This window comes from Fulvivirga sp. (assembly GCF_040218215.1).
Lineage (GTDB): Bacteria > Bacteroidota > Bacteroidia > Cytophagales > Cyclobacteriaceae > Fulvivirga.
In genome coordinates this window covers 81,868-107,600 of sequence record NZ_JAVJQL010000028.1, presented here as the reverse complement: position 1 = coordinate 107,600, position 25,733 = coordinate 81,868, and the positions used below count along the sequence as shown (strand labels likewise).

The following is a 25,733-nucleotide window of genomic DNA, read 5'->3' as shown; positions in this document are numbered from 1 at the left end:
CCTTTTTTTAATAGAAATTATTTGATGAAAAACTGAATATTTAATGCTCTGTCACTTCCAATTTTATGGTCTCAATGCGAATATCATTGGTGGACTGAATTATGAATGTGTATGGAGGATGTTCTATTATTTCACCTACATCGGGGAGGTCTTCCGTCAAGGAAAGAATCATTCCTCCAAGGGTCTCATAGTCGCCTATGGGCAAATTCCAGTTGTATTTATCGTTTAAATAGTCGATTTCATGGCGCGCGCTAAAGATATAAGTGTTTTTGTCTATTTCCTGCTCTACCCAGTCTTCATCATCATGCTCATCCTGTATTTCACCAAATATCTCCTCAATTATATCTTCTATACTAACTATGCCTGATGTACCCCCAAATTCATCAACTACCAAAGCAAGACTTTTACGCTCGGTAATAAATTGGATCATAAGCTCATTTGCCAACATGGTTTCAGGAACTATAACAATTTGTGTTAGTATGTCTTCAATTTTCTTGGGCTTCTTAAAAAGCTCTAGAGAGTGGCAGTAGCCAATTACGTCATCAATCGAATCTCTATAAACCAGTATTTTTGAGTGCCCGCTTTCTATGAAAGCCTGCTTAAGTTCTTCAATAGTATCTTCAACCTCTACCGCTACAATCTCTGTGCGTGGTAGCATACATTCGCGCACCCTAATAGTCTTGAACTCAAGGGCATTGTTAAAAATTTTAGTATCAACCTCTACATTCGATTGCTCATCTGCGAGAAGTGTGTTCTTGATATAGTTATTCAAATCTGTCAATCTGAATACAGGAGTATCATCCTCGTAAGGATGGTTGAATATTTTGGTAATGATGAATTTTGAGGATGAAACTATGATCACCACAACAGGGTACATGAATCTGTAAATAATATCCATAGGTAATGCAAACACCCTTAACATAGTGTTTGGATTAATCATGAAAATACTTTTGGGCAAGAACTCAGCCGTAAACAAGACTAGTATTGTTGACAGTATGGTCTGTAAAATCATAACCGTTGGCTCGTTCAACAAAACGGTAGGTAACGATTCGCGGATTATTGGATCCAGTAACCTGGCCATATAAATGCCATAGATTACCAATGCCAATGTATTTCCAACAAGTGTTGTGCTAATAAACCTAGAGGTGTTTTGAATGAACTTAGAAATGATTTTACCTGTCCAGATGCCTTTCTTGTTTTGCAGCTCAATATGAAGCCTGTCCGCAGACACAAAGGCTATTTCCATACCTGAAAAAAATGCAGAAAGCATTAAGGTGGCCAATATTGGCAGAAGTAAGTTTAAGTCCATTATTTGTTGGAAGATCTATCTTTACCCTTCATGAGTTGATATAAAAATAAAAGACTTATAGTTAACATAAAAATCCAGTAGGAATAAGAAAAACCTAAAGTGATGGTTTGGTGGACAGCAATTATAAAAAGTGCTACAGTGGCCGAGAATATGAGAGTGGTGGATAATTTATTCATCAATATAAAATTCTCCTTCGGGCTGTAAAATAGTATACTCAGAAAAATCTTGTTTGGCTTCTAAGCCTTTACCATAAAGCACCTGGTCAGGTAACTTTATAGTCACAAACTTTTCAGTAAACATTCTTTCTTCAGAGGGTTTCCAGAAAAGCTCTTCAGTAGTAAGCTCTTGCTGGTTTTCAATATTTTTTATTACAACATTACCTCTCCCGCGCCAATGATCTTCTTCTTTGAAATAAATAGCTTCATTGGCCTTGAGGGTTGTTGTCATTTTGCCCGATTCATCAAAGAATTCCATATAAAGCCCATCTGGGAATTCCCTGTTACCATTGACATATTCTACAAGTTTTGGAGTCACTAACCTTACTTTTAGTGTTGCAGATTCACTACGATACAGATCCATGCCCTCAATCATATTCATTGGACCCTCATATGGCTTTAAATCATCAATTTCTTTGTCTGTGTTTCCACAGGCAGAAATAATGAGGAGGAGTGATATGATTTTAAGTGCTTTCATCAACTAAAAAGGCCATAGAAATAACTTCTATGGCCTTTCTTTTAGGTTTATATTATTAGTCTCTAGTTCTGATAGTAGTAGTCTCACCAATCCAACATCCAACAGAGATAGAAGCACCGGCATTGTAGTTGTAAGTGAATATCTCTTCTTTTGATGGAAATTGCTCACTAGCCGCTTGCATCATTTTAGAATTACCAGCTCTTTCAAACATGTCATAAGCTGCAAGGAATACCGCTCTGTCTTTTACGATATCTTGTTTACCAGCACAGCTTTCGAAACTACCATAATATAAGTAACCGATTGCTCCATAAGCTTCTCTTTTTGTAGGATCAGCTGCTAATGCTTTTCTGTACATTTCCCTTGCAGCAGCACCTGATTTTAACGTTCCTAACTGGATGTACATGTCTGCTTTGTTACCTGGATCTTCGGTTAAAGAAATGGCCTGAGTGAAATACTTTTCAGCTTCAGCGTTATTTTCACCTTTGAATTTCAATCCAATATTTTTGGCCAAACCAAATTCTGGCTGCACTTCTTGAATCTTTTTACCAGCTTCTAACCACAATGGATCGTCAGTACATTTTCCGTTCAACATGAAACCGAAAATTTTCTTAGCTAATTTTAAGTCATCAGGATTCTCTTTGAATTTAGGGCCTAAGTTCTTTCTTACGAAATCGCAGTCAACATTAACCACTGAAACTAACATCCCGTCAACCGTAGTTTTATACCCATTCCATCTGTCTGGATCTTTTCCTTGAGCCAAATTATAGTCAATAATACTCATGATTTTATCGTATCTATCTAAAATCTCTATCTCAGTTAATTTCTTAACATACTTAGCGTTATTCACTACAGTACTCATATAAGGAAGTATAACATAGTAGTCCATATCAGTACCTTTCAATTCATAAGCTCTATCAAAAAGATCGAGCATATTAGGAAGTTCACTTACCTTTTTCGCATTCTGCTTATAGGTTTCATAGGCTTCCCTAACAATAACAGCCTCTTCTTCACCACAATATTTAACACGCATGTCGTACATCATAATCAATGAGTCAAAGTAAACTTGCTGTTGAGCTTCATCTTTAGTGCTCTCCATTAAGCCTTTGTATATTTTCTCACCATTGATGTAGATGGCAGTGTTAAGGTCAGGTGCGTTTTGAAGAATCCACTGGTGGGGCTTTTTAGCCGCCTCAAAATTGCTGTTTCTCAATGCATCTGTATATAACACATTTTTTTCTTCTGCTGTTGCCTTCATTTCACCTTCAGGCCATTTCCAATCGTCACACTGAGCATTAACTATGCTTGCTTGTGCCGCAAATACTAAGAACAATAAAATGTGTTTCAAACTAGATCTTTTCATAATCTTAAAATTAATCATACTTCCTTTTAATAAACCACTGGTCATTGAATGTAATTCCCAGGTAAACCTTGTAATAGTTTTCTTCAATTAAAGTTTTGTCAACACTTCCTCTTTTTCCAAACCTAAAGGCCATGTCAAAACTTGAATATCTACCTACTGGCAAAGACCACCCAAAATTAATGCCAATATCCTTAACTTGATTTAAAGTGTTGTTATTATTTACAACATAGGGCGTATTTTCATATGAAGCCCCTAATTTATAAGTTACACGGCTAAGGTAGCTTGTGACTGAAGATGGGTCTGGCGTGAATTCTCCACCGAGAGTTACCTTATAGCTGTCATCTAAATCATTATTTTCCCCTTCGAAATTTTGGTAAGCAGACCATTGCTGCATTTTTACATCCAAACCTACCATCCATTTAAGGCCTCTGTTAAATGAGATGCCCGCACCTATGGCACTTGGGAGCACAATTGCTCCGCTTTGGTTATTTACCAATGTATCAGATGAAATGGGTGGTTGGCCGTTAACGCTTCTGTCAAAACTTTCGAATTTTTGGGCTTTTACATTTGATTCGAAATCATAAGTTAAACCAGCTTTGAATTGAACTCTTGAGTTAAAAATGGAATCTTGGTTGAACGCAAGCCCTGCACCAAAAACAAAATCTGACAGGTTGATTCTGCTATTTACTATTGGAGTATAAACATTGCCTACATCCTGAATGGTATTTGAAAATTTCTTTTCTACTGAACTGAACAAGTATGTGGCTTTTACACCTACAAAAAATCTTTTATTAATGGCATAGCCATTAGACCAGAAAAACTGATTGTAACCTCCTGTACCTTCTTCACTGATATCTACTAAATCGGTGCTGCCAGTTACTGTTGAAGTATAGCTGAAATTATAATCTACATTTGAGTATGGCAATAAACCTATAGAAGTAGTCCATTTACCAGGTTTAACAGGAAATGCTGTTGCCAAATAATTAATATTACCCCCATTGTGCTGCTCATTGGCACCATTGCTTTTAAGGTTGCTGTTAATGCCAACAAAACCTGCGGAAAACACCGTTAATGAATTATAAGGAAGTAGGGCAGGGTTCATGTTATTTAAATGCCAGTAGCTTCCGTTGCTAATGCCCAACCCTGCAGTACCCTGATTATGTGCCAGACTGTTGTCAATAACATCTCCTATACCCAAAGATGTGAAAGGTGATTTTGTAGCCTGACCATTTGCAACCATCGCAAAACCCAACAACACTGTCAATACCGAAAGAAACCGGCTTGTTTTTCTATGATACATTATACTGTAAAATCCCGTTTAAACCTCTCAAAACCAATTCAGGGGCTGCAAATATGCTAGCTTTGAGCCTTTTTTCAAAAAAAATGCTGTCACCCCCACAAATAATAATCTGCAAACTTCCGTATTTGTCACTATACATCCGAATTATTTGCTCTATTTCAGCCGTTATTCCGTTGATTATTCCACTTAAAATTGAATTTGCAGTAGTATCACCAACTAAAGGGGCCTCTTCAATAGGCTCAACTAACGGCAAATTGGCAGTAAAAGTATTCAATGCCTTCAATCGCATGTGCATTCCTGGTGATATACCGCCTCCCAGATAAACATTATCAATAAGGACATCATAAGTAATACAAGTGCCAAGATCAATGACTAAACTGTTAGCACCATTATTTTTAAAGTATGCGCCTGCAACACCTGCTATTCTATCAAGTCCTAATGTACCTGGAGTTTTATATCCTATTTTAAAAGGCAATGGAGTTTTGTGACTGAGCGTTAACGTTTTTGTCTTTATGTGTTCGGTTATAGCAAGTGGAGCAACTGACGAAGAGCTGACAATACAATTTTTTGGGTTGTATTCCTTTTCAATAGAAGGCAATTGGTTTAATTCTACTGGATTCAATACCTTGAGTAATTCATCTTTTTCAAATAAACCAACCTTGCCATGTGTATTGCCAAAATCTATAATTAAATTCATGCCTGCTTATTGAAACATTGAAGAAGCCAAAGACTTTATAATAATCGATTAAGTTTAAGAAAGACACAAAACTTATCTGATCGATAATTTTTGGACTTTTAAGTTCTGATTGGAAAATCAAAATTATGAAAAAAAATGACAGATATAGTGTAATTGGACTTATGTCTGGCACATCGCTGGATGGACTGGATATTGCGTACTGTCATTTCTGGAAAGAAACGGATAGCTGGTCGTTTGAAATAGAAAGGGCAATTACCGTTCCTTACGCAGAGCAACTTCAGGGTTTGCTAAAGGAAAGTACTTTACTTAGTGGGGAGAAGTTGGCAAATCTAGATATTGAAATAGGGCAGTGGTATGGTAAGGTTGTAAATGACTTTAAAGGAAATGCAAGTGTAGACTTTATTGCTTCTCATGGGCATACCATATTTCATCAGCCTGAGCATAAACTTACACTCCAGATCGGGAATGGACATATCTTGAGTGCAGAAACCGGATTACCGGTAATTTATGATTTTAGAAGTATGGATGTGGCGCTTGGGGGTCAGGGTGCCCCTTTGGTGCCCATTGGAGATAAACTACTGTTTCAAGATTATGATGCTTGTCTGAATCTGGGAGGGATTGCTAACATTTCTTTTGATATTAATAATAAGAGAATAGCATTTGATATATCTCCATGTAATATGCCACTCAACTATTTGATGAATACTGTAGGTAAGTCATTTGATGATAAAGGAGTGCTGGCTAAATCAGGGGAGGTTATAAACGAATTGCTATCAAATTGGAATTCACTTCCTTACTACCATGGCACATACCCAAAGTCTCTAGGTTATGAGTGGGTGCACCACAATTTCCTCAAAAAAATAAATGTAGATAATTATCCGCCTCAAGATTTGCTGTGCACATCCGTTGAACACATAAGCATTCAGATTGCTAATGTTATTAATTCAATTCCTCATCAAGAGGAAAAAGTTCTGGTTACGGGAGGTGGTGCTAAAAACTCGTACTTGATTGAGAGGATTAACGGTCATCTTGATTCCGGGAAAATCTTGAACGTTCCTGATGATAAAATATTAGATTATAAGGAAGCCTTGATTTTTGCCTTTTTAGGAGTTTTGAAAGTGAGAAATGAAGTTAATTGCCTTTCATCAGTGACCGGAGCCGCAAGGGATTCCTCTGCTGGTACCATGGTTGGTTTTTGATATTTAAAATTCCTTAGTTTTGCGGCCTATCATCCTATTCAATTTTAAAGTATTATGAAAGAGCTGCTAGATAAATTTGAAAACAAGAAACCTGAAATCGTTTTCGAATGGAGTGACCCTGAAACCGAGGCAGAAGGCTGGGTTGTCATTAATTCCTTAAGAGGAGGTGCCGCAGGTGGTGGTACCAGAATGCGTCAGGGACTTGATAAGCGTGAGGTAGAATCACTGGCCAAAACCATGGAGATTAAGTTTACAGTGTCGGGCCCTGCCATAGGAGGAGCTAAGTCTGGAATTAACTTTGATCCTAATGACCCAAGAAAGAAGGGCGTGTTGGAAAGGTGGTATGCTGCTGTAAAACCTTTATTAAAATATTACTACGGAACGGGTGGTGATCTCAATGTTGATGAAATACATGAGGTAATACCAATGACAGAGGATGTTGGCGTTTGGCACCCACAGGAGGGTGTTTTTAACGGACACTTTCAGCCTCGAGAGCCAGAATTGATTAACAGAATTGGCCAGCTGAGACAAGGTGTTATCAAAGTATTGGAAAGCGAAAAGTATTCACCTTCATTGAAGAAAAAATATACAGTGGCTGACATGATCACAGGGTTTGGTGTGTCAGAGGCTATAAGACACTACTATGACATTTGGGGAGGTAATGTAAATACCAAAAGAGCTGTCATACAAGGCTGGGGCAATGTGGCAGCAGCGGCAGCGTTTTACCTTTCGCAAATAGGTGTAAAAATTGTTGGTATCATTGACAGGGATGGCGGGGTGATGAAAGAGGAGGGATATTCCCATGAAGAAATCAGGGAATTGTTCTTAACCAGGGATGGCAATAAGTTAAGCACACCTGATATGATCCCTTTTGATGAGATCAATGAAAAAATATGGGATTTGAATTTTGAAATTTTTATACCAGCGGCAGCATCTCGATTGATTACAAAAGATCAGGTTGAACGAATGATTTCATCAGAATTGGAGGTCTTTTCTTGCGGAGCTAATGTACCATTCGCGGATCCTGAGATATTTTTTGGCCCTACAGGCTTATATGCTGACAGTAACTTTTCGGTAATTCCAGATTTTATTGCAAATTGTGGGATGGCTCGGGTTTTTGCTTATTTAATGGAAAGTGAAGTGGAGTTAACTGACGAATCAATTTTTGAGGATACATCGAATATTATAAGAAAGGCCCTTGAAAAGACGTATAAGAAAAATCAGTCAAGAACAGATATAGCTAAAACATCTTTTGAAATAGCCTTAAACCAGCTTGTATAAATTACAAAACTTAACAGTATTTAATTTTAATGGTAATATTTGATTACTACTAATTCAATATCTTTGGGCTTTGCCTGAATCACACAACTTTTGTAAAAGAGTTAGTATTTCGATAAATTTTAATGAAAATTTCCTTTTGTGAATAAAACACTAGTAGGCTTTTTAGTAATATTTTTTTCTTTCATTTCCGTCCATGTCTTAACGGCTAAAGAGGAAGCAAAAGTAAGCACAGCTGTTGAACAGTCTCTTGATGATCATACCACTGATGATTCACACAATCAGGAACATGGCACAGCTGAAGAAGGAGGGCACGAAGAAGCTCATATGCCACCAGCATGGACAGTGCTTCCTTTTGTTATTTTATTGATAATGATTGCCACGGGCCCATTATTCTACGAACACTTTTGGCATAAGAATTATCCAAAGGTAGCTGTAGCCTTTGCACTTCTGGTTGTGGCCTACTATTTATTTGTACTTCATAATACGCACAGCCCTGTACATGCCTTGGCTGAGTATGTGCAATTTATCGCTTTGCTGGCGGCTCTTTATATAGCATCTGGGGGCATCATGATAGATATCGATAAGAAGGCAACTCCAATGGCGAATGTCATGTTGTTAGCATTGGGAGCTGTAGTGGCTAATTTGATTGGAACAACGGGAGCATCAATGCTTTTAATAAGACCTTTTATGAGGTTGAATAAAACCAGGATAAAAGCCTACCACGTTATATTCTTTATTTTTATTGTCAGCAATGTCGGGGGTTCATTAACGCCTATAGGTGACCCACCCTTGTTCTTGGGCTTTTTAAAAGGGGTACCATTTTTCTGGACTTTGGAACACAACATTATTCCATGGTTTGTAGCCGTCCTAATTTTGTTGGTAGTGTTCTACATGTTTGATATCAAAAATAAATCTAATTACTCTTTAGGCGATGACGAAGTAACATTTTCCAATAAAATTAAGCTGATAGGTACAAGAAATTTTATTTGGCTTGGTCTGGTTATTGGCTCAGTTTTTCTAGACCCCAATGTGCTACCATGGGTACCAGCTATACATTTTGAAGGACAAAAATTCTCTTTTTTAAGGGAACTGATTATGTTTTTTGTTGCTTTTCTTTCTTTCAGGTTTGCTAATAAAGATGCCATAAAAGGCAACGAGTTTAGCTTTGAGCCTATTCGAGAGGTGGCTTTTATCTTCATAGGCATTTTTGGCACTATGATGCCTGCACTTGAGCTTGTTGGAGGTTTTGCTGCTTCACCAGAAGGAGCAAAAATGATAAGTCATAATACCTTGTATTGGGGTACAGGTATCCTTTCAGGGTTCTTAGATAATGCCCCTACTTATATTAATTTCTTAACTGCGGCTTTAGCTTCACAAGGAGGATCTATTTCGAAACTTACTGATGTTATGGCATTCGCGAATGGTGGTGTTTTCCATGATTCTATTCTTGACCTGAAGGCTATATCAATAGGAGCTGTGTTCTTTGGAGCATTTACCTATATTGGAAATGGGCCGAACTTTATGGTAAAATCTATTGCTGAGCAGATTGGTTTAAAAATGCCATCGTTCTTTGGTTATATTATCAGGTTTTCAATCCCATTCTTATTGCCACTTCTATTCATCACGTGGCTTATATTCTTTGCTTTTACCTAATAGATAAAGGGCACTACTATTCTTAATATGCCCTCAGTCTTTCACATTTTCAAACAACCCATCATTTAAGGCATTTAAAACATCTGCCTTAAGTTTGGAGTCTATAAGCAAAGAAATGTTATTTCTACTTCCTCCGTAGCTTACCATCCTTACGGGAATGTCTGATACAGCATCGAAAATACGCTTTAGTATTCCGCTTTTCTCTGATATTAAATCTCCTACTATGCAGATTATCGTTTGATTGATATCTACTTCAACATTGCCAAATTTATTCAGCTCAGTTTTAATAGATTCAAGGTGAGTGTCATCATCAATAGTCAATGAAACAGCAACCTCAGAGGTAGTCACCATATCAATAGATGTTTTGAACTGGCCAAATACCTCAAATATATTTTTAAGAAACCCATAGGCCAATAGCATTCTCGATGATTTAATTTTTACTGCTGTAATACCATCCTTGGCAGCAATGGCTTTTACATCTCTACTGGAAGTTTTAGAGCCTATAAGCGTACCTTCAGCATCCGGATTTATAGTACTTTTTAACCTTACAGGAATTTTATATTTCTGAGCAGGTAGAATTGAAGCAGGGTGTAAAATTTTAGCACCAAAGTATGCAAGCTCTGCAGCTTCATCAAAGGTCAAAGCTGCGATAGGAGCAGTCTTTTTCACTATCCTTGGGTCGTTATTATGCATGCCATCAATATCTGTCCAGATCTGAATTTCCTCAGCTTGTATGGCAGCACCTATAATAGAAGCACTATAGTCGCTTCCACCTCTTTTTAAGTTATCAGTCTGTCCTTGTGGGTTTCGGCAGATAAAACCCTGAGTGATGGTTAATCTTTTGTTTAATTGTGGTTTTAACTTTTTACCAATTTCTTCAATTTCAGGCTCACCTTCTGCATCAATAGTCATAAAGTCTAAAGCAGAAATAAGTTGGCTGTCATGGTTATTGCTTTCCATGTAAATCTGAAACAGATTAGTGGATAGTATCTCGCCAAAGGCAAGCATGGTCTTGTTATTACCAAGGTTAAAATCAGGGATGTTTGCCAAAGAAAGCATTTGACCAAAATACTTATCAAGTATTTCAGTGCCTTTTTTATGTGCCTCTGGGGTGTCGTAGAGTTCTGATATTAGTTGATTATAATCGTTACGTAAACTCTCTATCAGCTTAATAGCAGTTTCAGGTTTTCGCTTTTGAAGAAGTTCGCCAATCTCAACCAATGTATTGGTTGTGCCAGATACGGCAGACAGTACAACAACCTTAGAAATATCATCATTTGTTATGAGTGATGCTACCTTCTTCATTCTTTGGGCATTGCCTACAGAAGTTCCTCCAAATTTGTAAATGATCATAACTGTATTAAAATAGGCTGCGAAAATAGGTCAAGAAAATTAAATAATAAAAAAAGCTCCATTATGGAGCTTTTTTTATTATTTAAGAGGTCTATTATTTAGTTCAGCAGGCTTAAACTTATTTCAAGACTTAAGTTAACTCCGGCTTCAACTTCTACATCATTAGAAGATCCGATAAGCTCAATGAATTCACCATTTTCATCATAAGATGCGAAATAGAGATCATAAGTACCTGATTCCATAAATGCCAAAGTAAACCCGCCTTCTTCGGTTAATGCACTGCTGGTTATGGCATTTGAAAATCTAACTTCATCATCATCATCAGGCTCATCAGTTTCACTTCCTGTAAATGTGTCATCGGCATAGGCAAACACAATTATTTTTGAAAAACCACCGTCTTCCTGATCGAAGCTGCCTGTAATCATACTGGCATCTTGATTGGCAATTAACCTAATGGTTGGTTTAAGAATGAATTTTCCGCTTGATCCTGCTTCAACTACTGCTTTTCTAACATCAAAATCCAGTATTAGTGCAACTACACCACCAGCAGCGATGTCAAAATCTCCTTTAGCTTTATAGCCAGATTGACCACCGCTTGGTACAAATAGAGGTTGTGTTGAACCATCTTTGTACTCAATATAGCATCCCTCATTCTGCTGAATTCCATTTACTCTTTCTTGAATATCCAGCATTAATCTCACTTCAGAGTACGAACCTGCATCAATGACTTCATCAGTTAAGAAATAAACTTCACCATTCTGATAGCTCAAAAGGTCTATTGAAACTGGCTCCTCAAAGCTATCCAGTGTTGTCCATCCGTCAGGGCCTTTTAACTCTACACTGTTAATAGCTATAAATACAGCCGAAACATTTGCATCATCTATAGGAGCATCTGTAATGGATATACTCACTCGGCCTTTTGCTGACTCATTATCCTCACTGCATGCCACAAAAACCGAAGCCACTATTAAGACTGTAAATAATTTTCCAAGTAATTTCATATGCTTTAATAAATGTTTAGTACAGCAATATATACGATGATTTTGTCTGTGGTAAGCTTACTAAAATGCCTATTCTCTGTGAGTTACATTATATAACGATGAGTTGCCGAAGGGTTCGAAGATAAATAAAAAAGGGGCTCATCGAGCCCCTTTTATTTTCTATTTAAGGTTAATTATTTCTTGGAAGAATCGTCAACCTCTTCAAATTCTACATCAGAAACATCGCTGTCAGCAGTACCTTGAGAGGCATCTCCAGCACCCGCTGCTGCACCCGCATCAGCACCTGGCTGTCCACCTGTAGCGGCATACATTTCCTGAGCAGCACCTTCCCATGCTTTATTCAATGCTTCTAAAGCTGCGTCAATTTTATCTACTTCCTGTGCTTGATGCACCTTCTTAAGTTCTTCTAAAGCACCGTTGATTTTAGACTTATTATCATCAGATAACTTGTCACCATATTCTTTCAACTGCTTCTCGGTTTGGAAGATCAAAGAGTCAGCGGCATTAAGTTTTTCAACTTTTTCCTTAGCTGCTTTATCAGATTCAGCATTAGCTTGCGCTTCCTGCTTCATTTTCTCGATTTCTTCGTCTGTCAAACCAGAGGAAGCCTCAATTCTGATCTTTTGCTCTTTACCGGTTCCTTTATCTTTAGCAGAAACGTTCATTATACCATTGGCATCAATATCGAAGGTTACTTCAATTTGAGGCACTCCTCTTGGAGATGGTGGTATTCCGTCAAGGTGGAATCTACCAATGGTTCTGTTGTCATTTGCCATTGGACGCTCACCTTGTAGAACATGAATTTCTACTGATGGCTGATTGTCAGCCGCTGTAGAGAATGTCTCTGATTTTTTAGATGGAATGGTAGTGTTAGATTCAATTAATTTTGTCATTACACCTCCCATTGTCTCAATACCTAAAGAAAGTGGAGTAACATCTAATAACAATACATCTTTAACTTCTCCGGTTAATACACCACCTTGTATTGCAGCACCGATAGCCACAACCTCATCAGGGTTTACTCCTTTAGAAGGCTTTCTACCAAAGAACTTTTCTACTTCTTCCTGAATGATCGGAATTCTGGTAGAACCACCAACCAAGATTACTTCGTCAATATCAGATGGACTTAAGCCAGCATCTTTCATTGCCTTTTTCACAGGTTCCAATGATCTTTTAATCAAGCTGTCAGATAACTGCTCAAATTTAGATCTGGTAAGTTTTCTTACTAAGTGTTTAGGAACACCGTCTACCGGCATGATATATGGTAAATTGATCTCAGTCTCAGTTGAGCTTGATAATTCAATTTTAGCCTTTTCAGCAGCTTCTTTAAGCCTTTGAAGAGCCATAGGATCTTTTCTAAGATCAATGTTCTCATCCTTCAAGAATTCTTCTGCTAACCAGTTGATAATTACTTGGTCAAAGTCATCACCACCTAAGTGAACATCACCATTAGTAGATCTTACTTCGAAAACACCATCACCAAGTTCTAGCACAGATATATCGAATGTACCACCACCAAGGTCATACACTGCTATTTTCATATCTGCATTTTTCTTGTCAAGACCATAAGCTAAAGCCGCAGCTGTTGGCTCATTGATAATTCTTTTAACATCAAGTCCTGCAATTTGACCCGCCTCTTTAGTCGCATGACGCTCAGCATCATTAAAGTAAGCAGGTACCGTGATAACAGCTTCTTTCACCTCTGTGCCAAGATAATCTTCAGCAGTTGACTTCATTTTTTGAAGTATCATCGCTGAAATTTCCTGAGGGGTGTAGTTTCTGTCACCAATTTTAACTCTTACAGTGTCATTGTTTCCTTTTTCTAAAGAATATGATACTGTTTTTAACTCCTCACCAACTTCAGTGTATTTTTTACCCATAAACCTTTTTACAGAGCTTATTGTATTAGTTGGGTTGGTAATGGCTTGTCTTTTTGCCGGATCTCCTACTTTTCTCTCTCCTTTTCCATCTTCCAGAAATGCAACGATAGAAGGAGTAGTCCTTCTTCCTTCGCTGTTAGGGATCACCACTGGCTCGTTACCTTCCATTACGGCAACACATGAGTTGGTTGTTCCTAAGTCTATTCCAATAATTTTTCCCATGATAGTTAGTACCTATTTATAATTGTTATTCTATTTTATACTTTTTCAGTACTTCTCATTTATCAATGGTTATGCCAATCCACTTTTGGTGACATTATGGCAGAAAACATTAAGGCAGTTAGACTAACATGGTGCTATGTATGCATAGAAACTAAATTTTTCGTCAGAAAATCTGGACTATTGCTTCAGGCTCACCTCTATTTGGTTCACGAGCATTTTTATTCCACTGACGACCTGTAATTCCGTGCGGCCACCATTTTCCCGTGCAGCTTCGAGACTTTTTTTACTGGTTTCATACCACTTGGCTGTAGGAGCAATGTCTTTTTCAATAAACGCTATAGCTTCTAGCCCTATAGTGGATATTATAGATAGGTTTTCAGAAAGTCCCTTTATTTCAAGAAGAACAGGAGACCGCTCAATTAGTGACAAAACTTTGACATGGTTCGTTTTCCATAATTCAAGTTGTTCCTTTAATACATTCTCATCCAATTTTCCGGCAAGGTAGAGATCAACATTATGATTGAATTCACGGGCAACCTTTGCATCAGCCGTAGCGGCATCTGCCCATAATGTGAATGGTGAGTATGTTGCATACATGGTGCCCCCTGGGTTTCTTGTATAGCCTTTCATTGGTTCTACCACTTCTACCAAAGTCTTGAGCGGTGTTATGTCATGACCTTTTGTCAATTTCCTTAAAATGACATCACGAGCTGTATAATGTTTTAGGCCAAGCCCCTCCAACTCAAGACCTGTTATTTGCAATCTGCGATACATGTCATCTACATCATTTACACTTCCTGGGGACCATAATCGCTCTGCAATAGCTGCTGCTCTTGGCCAAAGGCGACTGTCTATAGTTTCTGGAACTACTAGTTCACTCCACATGCACATCTCACCACCCAAAATGCGTTTCTTTTCTTCATCTGTCAGACCTGAACCTTCTGGGATTGGGTCAACCAGGTAGTGGTCAGTGGTAGAATACATCAGGTCAAGATAATAACCATTAGAAAGAATGGTTTCATAACCTGCTTTAGCGGCATCATTCAATGATTTTAAGGCTACAGTTCCTTCATTTTCTCCTCGCCATGAGTGAATTACTGCTGACTCGGGCATTTTTTCACTCATTATTTCTTCCCAGCCCATAGTGCGCCTGCCCATTTGGGAGAGTATCTTTTGAAGCCGGATGTTAAAATAGGTGTGAAGATCGTGGTTGTCTGCAAGGTTATGCTTCTTCTTAAATGCCTGTATACTTTTACTTTCAGTCCAGTGCTTACCCATATTTTCATCGCCACCAATATGGAAAAACTCATCGGTGAAAATTGTGCTCATTTCTTCAAAGAGGGCTTTTAGAAAGACATACACCTCATCTTTTGTAGGGTCTAAAGTTGGGTCGAAAATGCCGGCATATCGCTCAAGCATATAAGTAGTGTCTTTACTGCCTAACTCAGGAGAGGCCACGAGTATAGCAGTAGCATGACCAGGAACATCAATTTCGGGCATTACCCGAATCCCACGTTGATCTGCATAATCGATTATCTCCCTGAGCTCCTGATGGGTATAATAAAGACCATCTGAGGCCAGCTCTGTTAATTTGGGAAAGGTTTTTGACTGAAACCTGAAACCTTGATCATCAGAAAGATGCAGGTGCAGAACATTGAGTTTTACAGCCGCCATAGCATCAATGTTTCTATAGATTACATCCATAGGCATATAATGACGCGAAACGTCCATCATTAAACCACGCCAGGCAAATCTGGGGTTGTCATTGATAATTAAAGATTTGAAGTAATAATTACCTTCTTCTACCTCAATTGACTGCAGAAGAGTTTCAAGACCTCTAATAGCCCCAAGGTCTGTCTGTGCTTTAAGGTCAATTTTAGTTGCAGAAACAGTAATTGCATAGCTCTCATCTTCATGTAGCTTTACTTTACCTGGTTGACTCACAGAAATGACCAATTCGGCATTTTCGGTTTTCCCCTTTACCTTATGCTGGATAAAAAATTTACCTGTTTTTTGATCTAACCTTCTTAAAAACCTAGTGGCCTCCTTGTTTAAACGCTCATCATAATTCCCTTCAAGTGAGATGCTGAAGTTTTTGTCTATCAGCAATTTTCCATTCCCTGCTTTGATATTTGCAGGCATTGGCATTAGGTCATATTGTGTTTGCTGGGCATTTAATGAACTGCTGATAAGTAGTATACTGCAGAGAATGACTTTAACTATAGTTGATTTAATATTCATGAATTGGAGGTCATTGAGCAGGCATCACTATTGATGCCTGCTTTGGTAGAATTAATTATTATCACACTTTAAAATTTGTATCGCTTGAATCCTTCAATGGCTTCATATTCGGGAAGGCCGAGCAGGTCATAAAGATTGGCGGTGTCCTTGTTGCGGTCTTCAGCACGCTGCCAGAATTCCCGTTTATCACTTCCGGGAAATACAGCTGTATCCTTCTGCGACTGATGTTTGAAAATAGCCCTGCGTTTCTTCATAAGTTCATCGGGACTTATAGGCACAGCCATTTCAATATCTTCTATGGACCACTCCTGCCAGGCGCCACGGTAAAGCCATACCCAACAGTCTTTTATAAAATCTTCATTCTTAAGGCCATCAAGGGCCTGAAAAATAGCCGAAAGACAAACCCTGTGCGTGCCATGCGGGTCTGACAAATCACCAGCTGCATATATTTGATGTGGTTTAATCTCCCTGATAAGATCTGCAGTTATTTTTATATCTTCAGAGCCCAGAGGATTTTTCTTTACCTGACCTGTTTCATAGAAAGGCATATCCATAAAATACACTTTGTCCATTGACAGTCCAACATAACGGGCGCCTGCTCTTGCTTCACTACGTCTAATTAGTCTTTTTATTTTTTGTACTTCGTGAGAATCCTGTTCTCCCGGTTTTTTGTTTTTTATTTGATCGAGAACGGTGTTATAAATGGAGCCTATTTTGGCATCGGTGTTAAACTCCTTATGTAACAGCTCGCCAAAGAAATCGGCATATTGCACCACGTCATCATCAAACACAGCTATATTTCCAGAAGTTTGATAGGCCACATGAACGTCATGCCCCTGATCAACCAACCTGATAAAAGTACCTCCCATGGAGATCACATCATCATCAGGATGAGGGCTGAAAATAAGTACTCTTTTCTTAGCGGGAGTGGCACGTTCTGGTCTATAGGTGTCATCTACATTGGGTTTACCGCCCGGCCAGCCGGTAATGGTATGCTGAAGCAGGTTAAATATTTTAATATTGATGTTGTAGGCTGGCCCATCATCCAAAATGAGATCGCTCATGCCATGATCGGCATACTCACGGTCGGTTAACTTTAGAATAGGTTTTTCTAATTTTTGTGCCAACCAGATAACGGCCCTCTTTTCAGTCTCGTCCGTCCACTCAATGGGGCCTAACAGCCATGGCGTTTTTTGTCTGGTCAGCTCTGTTGAGGCAGCAGTGTCAAGTACAAAAGTGGTATTGGCATGTGTTTGCAAAAAAGTAGCTGGCACCTGATCTGTCATGGCACCTTCAATGGCCTCCTTGGCAATACTTGCTTTACCTTCACCCCACGCCATAATGATGATTCTTCTAGCCTTCATAATAGTGCCTATACCCATGGTTATGGCTTTTCTTGGCACATGTTCTTCACCAAAAAAATCCCCAGCAGCATCTATACGGGTAATATTGTCAAGATTGATTAATCGGGTTTTTGAGTGAAGCGGGGAACCGGGCTCATTAAAACCGACATGACCTGTTCTACCTATACCTAACAACTGCAGATCGAGTCCACCATAAGAAGCAATTTTCTTTTCATAATTTTCGCAAAAGGCAGCCACCTCATTCTTGGCCAGCGTTCCATCAGGAATATTGATGTTTTCCACTGGTATATCTATATGGTCGAAGAGGTACTCATGCATGAATTTCACATAACTCTGCAACTCATTGGGTTCCATCGGATAGTATTCATCCAGGTTGAAGGTCACCACGTTTTTGAAACTTAGGCTTCCTTCTTTGTATAGGGTAATAAGCTCCTTATAAACTCCCTTTGGAGATGAGCCCGTAGCTAAACCTAATACGCATGTTTCTCCTTTTTCATTTTTTTGACGAATAAGCTCAGCAATTTCTTTAGCAATTAAAGCGGAGGCTTCTTCAGGGTGCTCAAAGATTTCAGTATGGATTTTTTCTTTTTGTGTGAAAGAGGAATACTCCCAGCTTTTTCTGTCAAAGAAATCGGTCGTGTTTTTCATTGTTGGTTCCATAATATTGTTTTCAAATTACTGATGAATGAATTTTTTTGAAGTGCCCCTCTGAATCCCATACCAAAGCAGCAGCCCCCAAAACCCCGGCATGGTTGTCTTGTATGGAGCCTTGTAAAATGGGAATATCATTAGGGTATATACTTAATAGGTTTTCTTTAAAACTTTTTATTGTCGGCTCAAACAGGAAACTTCCTGCTTTAGCCAGACCTCCTGCCAGAAAGATGGCTTCAGGATTGAAGTAAGCCGTCAGGTCTGCCAAAGCTTCACCCAGGACTTTTCCTGTTACCCTGAAAATTTCCAGTGCCATAAAATCTCCTGAAGCCGCGGCTTCCATTACTTGCATAGAGGTAAGTTCTTTTATGGGTTGATCTTGCAATGTGCTTGACTTAACAACCCCACTATTCAATATTTCTTGAGCCGTCAGCACTAATCCACTGGCTGAAGTATAGCGCTCAAGGCATCCTTTACGTCCGCACTGGCAAGGCCTGCCATCTTTTTGTATTATCACATGTCCAAATTCTCCTGCCAACCCATCTCTTCCTTGTAATAATGAACCATTGCAATAAATACCTGCCCCAACTCCTGTACCTAGGGTGACTACCACAAAGTCATTCATGTGTCTTGCATCACCAAAAACCTTTTCGCCTATGGCAAAGAGATTGGCATCGTTTGTTAAATAGGTTGGTACATTAAATAAATTAATCAAAAATTCTACAATTGGCAATTTATCCCATGGTAGATTAGAAGCATTTTCAATGACACCTGTGGTAACATTTGCTCCCGGACTTCCAATACCGATGCCAGCTAATTCAATATTTTCCAGCTGGTAGGTAAGAGAATGGATACTGTTTTTCAGTTCTTTAAAAAGAATGTTTTGACTCGGGCATTCTTTTACTAAAATATTATTTTCCTGTAGCAGTTGACCGGCCCTGTTTATTAAGCCTACTTTAATGTTAGTGCCCCCGATATCTATTCCAATTGCTACTTTCATACTGTCACTTGATTATTTTTAGGTTTGAAGCCATTTAATCCGTAGAAAATTAGGTAGCCATAGCAAACCAGCGCAATACTAAAAGAAGCTTGAACTGACCAGTAGTCTGCAAGAACACCCTGAATCAGTGGTATAATGGCACCACCGACAACGCCCATAATGAGCAGTCCTGACCCCTGACTGGTATATTCACCAAGGTCTTTAATGGCTAATGGGAAAATGCAAGGCCACATAATAGAGTTAAATAGACCTACTGCTATTACGGCCCACATAGAAATAGCCCCTGTAGCGAAAATTGAGGTGAGTATTAGTAGAAATGCAATTACACTGACAGCAGTAAGCGCTTTGGAAACTTTGACCCTGCCTAAAAACAAAACTCCAATAAAACGGCCAATCATGGCTCCGCCCCAGTAAAGAGAAACATATTTGGCAGCCTGCTGTTCTGATAGCCCGGCTATATGCTCCAAAGAAAAATAGTTGATCAGGAAACTGCCAATTGTTACTTCGGCACCTACGTAAAGAAAAATGGCCACTATGCCGAGTCTTAAATTCCTAAACTTCCAAGCGCCTTTCTTTTTTTTCGGTTCTGTCTCAATGGCAAGTTTTGGTAATTGATAGAAGTGAATGATTATGGCCACTATCAGGACAAAAACCGCCAGAAAAAGGTAGGGTGGCTGCACTGCTTCTGCACCCCGCTGAATATCTCCATTACTGAGTATAAAATGAGCTCCAATCAAAGGGCCCATCACTGTTGCCAATGAGTTGAATCCTCCGGCAAGGTTAAGTCTGCTGGATGCAGTTTCTGGAGAACCCAAAGCCGAGATATAGGGATTAACCGAAACCTGTAATAGTGTTATACCAGAGGCCATGATGAATAATGCCAAAAGGAACAGTGGGTAAAGGACCAATGACGCAGCCGGATAAAAAAGTAAGCAGCCGCCCATTACCACAAGCAAGCCGATGACTATGGAATTTTTATACCCAAACCTGTTAATAACCTTTGAAGCTGGCAAGGACATTAAAAAATAGGCACTAAAGAAGGCAAATTGAATTAGCATTGCCTGGATGTAACTTAGGCTAAATACTGATTTAAGGTGGGGGATGAGCACATCGTTAAAAACAGTGATGATGCCAAAAATAAAGAACAGGGAGACCATCAAAGCGATGGGGCCTGAGTACCCTTTGGTTTCTGGTAAAGGTGTGGCAAGTACAGTGCTGGTATTTTGTTTTACTTCCATAGTTTTTTGTAGACAGCGAACAGATCAGCGGGTAACTCTACCCTGTTGATCATTAGTCACATTTCATAACCTAATTAACATAGTAAGAAGGGGTGCAGGAAATTTATTAGCCGTTTGGGGTGGTTCTATAGCTGAATGACATTTTGATCTCTACGAATTGCAGATGTGTCATTGAGCATGTGAAAAGGACTGTTTGTAGGGTTTGAAAGACAACAAAGGCTCCCAAAGGAGCCTCTGTTATTTGTTATGCTTAAAACCTTTTTGTCAGGTCTATTGCGCCCACCAAAGTGCAACATCCTGCTTGTCAGGACCCTGAGCACTAACGGCACCCTGATAGTTATTTGGGTTCTCGCTTTTTACAGCATTTCCGTACTGCATTCTCATAGGGTAGGCACCATTGATGTCACCCATGGCATAAATGTCAGCATCAGTAACTCCAGCAGCCAAAGATGCCGGATAGCCAGATTTTCTAACTACAGCCCATGCTTCAAACCCATCTGTGTAAGAAGCCAGCCATCTTTGGATAGCAATTTTTTCTAACTGTTCTTCTGGTGTTCCTGTCAGATGAGCTAAATCAGCATTGGCCAAATAGCTTGCTATTTCTCCATCATTTACCTCCCACATTTTCATTGCCTGAGAAATACCCATTTCAAATAGAGATTGTGCATTGCCCGATCCGAGGCCTTTTACAGCGGCCTCTGCTTGTAAGAAGTAAGCTTCAGCAGATGTAAATACAATCTCAGATGAAATGTTATCACCGCCTTTTGCATTCACGATTACATCAGCAGGTTCCGAGAAAAATTCATTAGAAACAAAAGGGTAAATGAAACCATTTAACCTCACAGGTTGACCAATATAATGTCCACCTTCTACGGTAACGGTTACTTCATCTCCATTGTCTTCCACTACAGGGTTTGCTCCGGCATCAGTAAGCGTCTGAACAATGAAATCAACGCGTTTGTCAAAATTCTCATTTCCTTCTGGGTTGTCACCTGCATTTGGTCTTGTCCAGGTAACGGTACCTCCAACAGCGGGTTTAGCATATTTGCTGAGTCTCGGGTCATCATAATTTTTAAGGTAATCTAAAAGGGGTTTACTCACTTTCCATCGTGAACCTGAAGGTGCAAAATTATGCCATACATCACCGTAAGCTGCGCTTGCCCATTGGCTGATAACATTATCCTTTTCCATCAATATATCGCTTTCAAGTAGTGGGGCATTTAGCGCTTCTGTAATTGCCGCCTGTGCAAAATTTTCTCCTGGTGCGCCATAGGCTCTCATTGCTATTCTCAGCTTTAAGGTATTGGCTAATCGCTTCCACTTTTGCAGATCACCACCGCAGTAAATATCATTGACACCTAAATCTTCAATGCCAGTGCCTGTTGTAGTAGCATCTCCTATTGTGGCCATAGCCTCATTCAGTTCGGTAATGATACCTCTGTAAATAGTAACCTGATCATCAAAGGCAGGGCTCAATACATTAGGGTCAAATGCTTGTGTATAAGGGATTTGACCAAAAGTATCTGTATACATTTGAAAATATAACCCACTTATGATCTGCCCTACAGCATACATTTTGTCATTCTCAAAATCACCACCTACACCCGTTAGGTTACGAAAGTTATTGAGACCACCAAAGAACCCAGCTAACCAGTCCCATGCTGCATCAGTATAGGCAGGGTCATAGGTGTAGGCAAGGCCATCGTCCCACCAGGATCCGTTAAACCCAAAAGTGAAATGACCAGCAAATCTGTCTGCATGAATCAGTTGGGCTCTCCAATAAGGATAACGGTCAGGCCCATACAATTTAAATTGAACTCCCGTAAGGAAGTATTTTGCACTTGCTTCCTCAGTAGATATGTTAGTTGGGTCAGTATTGATTTCTTCAAAATCAGAGGTACAGGACACAAAAAACGCAACCAGAATGAGGGTAGTTATATATTTTAATACTTTCATTTCAATTGATTTTAATATTTAAAACTTGATGTTGAGGTTAAAACCATACTGCCTTGTGGTAGGTAGGTTGTAAAAAAGCACACCCTGTGCGTAGTTGTTTGTGCTATAGCTCGATTCAGGATCGAAATTGTCAATCTTCTTATGGAAGAAAAATAAATTTCTACCTATCAGCCCTACAGAAACACTCTGGAAAGGAGTGGATTTAATAAGGGATTTTGGAAGTCTGTAGTTTAAAGAAGCTTCTCTCAACCTGATATTTGTCTGATCAAAAATATAGTTTTCCGGTATTGAGCTATAGTTGCCCCAATATTGCTGTCCAGTGATACTCGTTGTATTCGCCTCACCTGATGCCAAAACACCATCAACCACAACACCATTTTCCCGGTATTGAGTTGTCTTTGCGCTAACTCCTGCACCGTCCATGGCAGCATCAGTTCCTGAATATATTTCACCACCAATTCTGGCATCTACTAATACGCGTAGGGAAAGCCCTTTATAAGAAACAGTATTGGATAAACCACCTGTCCAGTCAGGTTGATAATTACCTAATTGAGTGTAGTCAGAATTTCTTTGAGGGATACCCTGGTCATCGGTTACAATATTTCCGGCATCATCTCTTTCATAGGTATAACCATAAATATCACCATATCCTCCGCCAACTGTGGCCAATACTGTTACAGTACCTGCATTTGTTGAAGAAAAAGTGAAGTTCTCAACATCACCGATCAACTCATCCAGTGTGTTTTTATTCTTGGCAAAGTTGGCTGAAATGTCCCATGTCAGGTCTGTGGTTTTTACTATTGTTCCACCTAACATTAATTCTATTCCCTGGTTAGTCATTTGACCAACATTGGTGTTAAACTGGTCATACTCGGGAGCAGGATAAGGTACTCGCATGATCAAATCCTGAGAGACAATCTTGTAGTATGAAATGTCACCATAAAGCCTGTTGCCCCAGGTACTGAATTCAGTGCCTATTTCAAAAGAAGAAGTATTCTCAGGTTTAAGGTTCTCATCGAAAAGAATCGTTGACCTTGTTAAAATAGGTAAGCCTAAATAAGAATCTGCTGCACCTGCAAGAATATAAGGTGTTGATAGTTGAAATGGATCGGTGTCATTACCTACTTGCGCCCAACTTGTTCTTATTTTCCAGTAATCGAGGAAGTTGCCGGCAGGATTTACAAAACGGTCAATTAATACAGATAAGCTTGCTGAAGGGTAGAAATATGACTGGTTGGATTTTGGCAAAGCCGAAGACCAGTCATTTCTGGCTGATACATTTAAGTAAATAAAATCATCATAAGAAAACTCTGCTGATGCATACATTGAAGTGACTTTCTTTTTCTGTGTTGGTGTATAATTGGGTATTGTAGTAGTTGCACTTGCTACAATGGATTTTGTTGGTATTTTGAAGTTTTCACCACTTACACTTTGACTTTCATAAGTGTTTAATCGCCAGTTACCTCCTGCATTTACAGAAAGATCAAGTTTGCTGGAAAGGTCCTTATTAAACATTAATAAGAAATCCGCATTGGTTTCGCCCGTTCTGTAGTTGGCATAATTAAATCGGCCCGACTGGTAGAACCAATGTCCTGGCTGTTCTACTCTTTCGGTTTTTTGAGCTACCTGATCAGAACCAATTCTTGCAAAACCTGTGAGATTATCTGAGAATTTATAGGTTGTTTTTACAAAGCCAGAAAATCTATCTCTAAAGTCTTCATTTCTGTCATTGTTAAGTGTCCAATAAGGGTTTCCGTTTCCATTACTCCATGAGTTAACAGCAAAGCCATCTCCCTGAAAATCTTTAAGGTCGTTGATATTCATGTTTCTTGGCATATTGTACACATATGCCATTAACCCTTCTGTACCTTGTGAAATCCTGTTTTGAGTACTCTGGTGGAAGTAGGTAACACGGGAATCAACAGAAAGCCTTTCGCTTACTTGTGATGATCCTCTCAAGTTAAAATTGTGCTTTTGAAGGTCTGAATTTGGCACAATGGCATTAAATGAAGAGTTGCTGTATGAAAATCTCATGCTTGCTTTTTCTGATCCTCCTTCAATGGCAATTGTATTTATTGCATTAAAACCTGTCTCAAAAAAGTCAGCTACATTGTCCGGCTGAGCAGTGTAAGGCTTGGTTTCACCTGTCCAGTAAAGTTGGTTTGACCCATCCATAGGGGCACCCCAGCTGGCACCGTTGTTCTTCAGTTCGCTTAAATCAGTATAGGAGTCTCCATTTGAGCCCTGCCCATACTCATTTTGGTAATCAGGCAGTAAGAGTGGATTTTCCCAGGTAAAGTTTGCTGAATAGCTTACACCAAGTCCCTGAGAGCTTCTTCCTTTCTTGGTGGTTATCATTATAACACCATTGGCGGCTCTGGAACCATATAAAGCCGCAGCATTTGGGCCTTTAAGAATACTCATAGATTCTATATCGTCAGGGTTAAGGTCAGAAATACCCGTACCGTAGTCTACCCTTTCATAATTAGCTGTATTCGGTGTCTGACTATTGGGATCATTACGGTTAGCTGAGCCAAATCCTGAGTTATCAACTGGCACACCGTCTACCACATATAGTGGCTGGTTTTGGCCGGTAAGGGAGTTGTTACCCCTTATGACTACACGAGAGCCACTTCCTAATCCTCCGGTGGACTGCGTAATCACAACACCCGGTACGCGGCCAGCTAGTGAGTTAATAACATTGGCCTGTTTTACTGTGGAAAGATCGTCTGAATCAACCCCAGTAACAGCATACCCTAATGCTTTTTTATCTCTTTCGATTCCGAAAGCTGTTACAACAACTTCATTCAGTTGTGTAATGTCAACCTCCATTGAAACATCAACCACTGATCTTGACCCTACCGCTTCTTCTAGCGCAGCGTAGCCTATAAAGGAAAAAACGAGCACATCGCTCTGGCCTTTAGTTTGAATCGAGTAGTTGCCGTCAACATCGGTAACGGTTCCATTGGAGGTGCCTTTAACTAAAACAGTTGCTCCTATCACTGGTTCATCCGTTTGGACATCCCGCACCGTACCGGTAACAGTTTGTTGTCCGTACACGGTTATGCCAAGGAGCCAAAGCATACAGAATGGTAGTATTTTTTTCATGAAAAATGGTTTTTGGGTTATACATTTGAAGGCTGACACTTTGCAGCCATAAAGTCCAATTAACTTGGTTGCAATTGCCAAACAAAATTTATTCGCAGTACGACAATATTTTGTAGCTGAATGACATTTGAACCACTATGAATAGCGAAAGTGCGTTTTGTAGGCAAAACCAAACGATTTGTATAATTTTCTGTTTTATCTGGCTTAGATAGTTGTTATTAGTTCTT

The 25,733-nt window shown here is 39.3% G+C and carries 17 protein-coding genes; 3 read left to right on the top strand and 14 right to left on the bottom strand.

Features of this window, described 5'->3' with window-relative positions; all coding sequences use genetic code 11:
- Nucleotides 1–40: 40 nt before the first annotated feature.
- The 5 genes from RIB54_RS18855 to RIB54_RS18835 form a co-directional block, all read right to left on the bottom strand.
- Nucleotides 41–1,309: a hemolysin family protein gene (locus tag RIB54_RS18855; protein WP_350102342.1), complete on the bottom strand. Its 1,269-nt coding sequence runs from the start codon at nt 1,307–1,309 to the stop codon at nt 41–43.
- Nucleotides 1,310–1,477: 168 nt separating this feature from the next.
- Nucleotides 1,478–2,002, bottom strand: coding sequence for an LPS export ABC transporter periplasmic protein LptC (gene lptC / locus RIB54_RS18850; RefSeq protein WP_350102341.1), 525 nt, complete (start codon nt 2,000–2,002; stop codon nt 1,478–1,480).
- 55 nt (nt 2,003–2,057) lie between these two features.
- A complete protein-coding gene (locus RIB54_RS18845; RefSeq protein ID WP_350102340.1) occupies nt 2,058–3,362 on the bottom strand; it encodes a tetratricopeptide repeat protein in 1,305 nt (434 codons plus the stop codon).
- 10 nt (nt 3,363–3,372) lie between these two features.
- Nucleotides 3,373–4,662 carry a BamG family beta-barrel-assembly machinery protein gene (gene bamG, locus RIB54_RS18840; protein ID WP_350102339.1) on the bottom strand — a complete coding sequence of 430 codons (1,290 nt, stop codon included), beginning with the start codon at nt 4,660–4,662 and terminating at the stop codon, nt 3,373–3,375.
- Entirely contained in the window at nt 4,652–5,359 is a 708-nt protein-coding gene (locus RIB54_RS18835; RefSeq protein WP_350102337.1) for a type III pantothenate kinase, read from the bottom strand. Before RIB54_RS18835 ends, bamG begins: the two co-directional genes overlap by 11 nt.
- 125 nt (nt 5,360–5,484) lie before the next feature.
- On the opposite strand from RIB54_RS18835, the gene RIB54_RS18830 reads away from it, so the two are divergent.
- From RIB54_RS18830 to RIB54_RS18820, 3 genes are all read left to right on the top strand, one after another.
- Nucleotides 5,485–6,558: an anhydro-N-acetylmuramic acid kinase gene (locus RIB54_RS18830; protein WP_350102336.1), complete on the top strand. Its 1,074-nt coding sequence runs from the start codon at nt 5,485–5,487 to the stop codon at nt 6,556–6,558.
- Between the two features lie 54 nt (nt 6,559–6,612).
- Nucleotides 6,613–7,839, top strand: coding sequence for a Glu/Leu/Phe/Val dehydrogenase dimerization domain-containing protein (locus RIB54_RS18825; protein WP_350102335.1), 1,227 nt, complete (start codon nt 6,613–6,615; stop codon nt 7,837–7,839).
- Between the two features lie 138 nt (nt 7,840–7,977).
- Entirely contained in the window at nt 7,978–9,492 is a 1,515-nt protein-coding gene (locus tag RIB54_RS18820) for a sodium:proton antiporter (protein ID WP_350069138.1), read from the top strand.
- Nucleotides 9,493–9,525: 33 nt separating this feature from the next.
- Here RIB54_RS18820 and RIB54_RS18815 read toward each other — a convergent pair whose 3' ends face one another.
- The 9 genes from RIB54_RS18815 to RIB54_RS18775 all read right to left on the bottom strand — a co-directional run bounded on the left by RIB54_RS18815 (nt 9,526) and on the right by RIB54_RS18775 (nt 25,506).
- A complete protein-coding gene (locus tag RIB54_RS18815; RefSeq protein WP_350102334.1) occupies nt 9,526–10,845 on the bottom strand; it encodes an aspartate kinase in 1,320 nt (439 codons plus the stop codon).
- 98 nt (nt 10,846–10,943) lie between these two features.
- Nucleotides 10,944–11,846 carry a DUF4382 domain-containing protein gene (locus tag RIB54_RS18810; protein ID WP_350102332.1) on the bottom strand — a complete coding sequence of 301 codons (903 nt, stop codon included), beginning with the start codon at nt 11,844–11,846 and terminating at the stop codon, nt 10,944–10,946.
- Between the two features lie 173 nt (nt 11,847–12,019).
- Entirely contained in the window at nt 12,020–13,948 is a 1,929-nt protein-coding gene (gene dnaK, locus RIB54_RS18805; protein WP_350102331.1) for a molecular chaperone DnaK, read from the bottom strand.
- A 177-nt stretch (nt 13,949–14,125) separates the two neighbouring features.
- Nucleotides 14,126–16,189, bottom strand: a complete 2,064-nt coding sequence (locus RIB54_RS18800) for a beta-N-acetylhexosaminidase (protein ID WP_350102330.1) — start codon at nt 16,187–16,189, stop codon at nt 14,126–14,128.
- 68 nt (nt 16,190–16,257) lie between these two features.
- A complete protein-coding gene (gene nagB, locus RIB54_RS18795) occupies nt 16,258–18,201 on the bottom strand; it encodes a glucosamine-6-phosphate deaminase (protein ID WP_350102328.1) in 1,944 nt (647 codons plus the stop codon).
- Nucleotides 18,202–18,223: 22 nt separating this feature from the next.
- Nucleotides 18,224–19,204 carry an ROK family protein gene (locus tag RIB54_RS18790; protein WP_350102327.1) on the bottom strand — a complete coding sequence of 327 codons (981 nt, stop codon included), beginning with the start codon at nt 19,202–19,204 and terminating at the stop codon, nt 18,224–18,226.
- A complete protein-coding gene (locus tag RIB54_RS18785; RefSeq protein ID WP_350102326.1) occupies nt 19,201–20,442 on the bottom strand; it encodes a sugar MFS transporter in 1,242 nt (413 codons plus the stop codon). The genes RIB54_RS18790 and RIB54_RS18785 overlap by 4 nt, the downstream gene beginning before the upstream one ends.
- A 270-nt stretch (nt 20,443–20,712) precedes the next feature.
- Nucleotides 20,713–22,398 (bottom strand): SusD/RagB family nutrient-binding outer membrane lipoprotein, encoded by a 1,686-nt coding sequence (locus tag RIB54_RS18780; RefSeq protein ID WP_350102325.1) that lies wholly within the window; start codon nt 22,396–22,398, stop codon nt 20,713–20,715.
- Between the two features lie 18 nt (nt 22,399–22,416).
- A complete protein-coding gene (locus tag RIB54_RS18775) occupies nt 22,417–25,506 on the bottom strand; it encodes a SusC/RagA family TonB-linked outer membrane protein (protein WP_350102324.1) in 3,090 nt (1,029 codons plus the stop codon).
- Between the last annotated feature and the right edge of the window lie 227 nt (nt 25,507–25,733).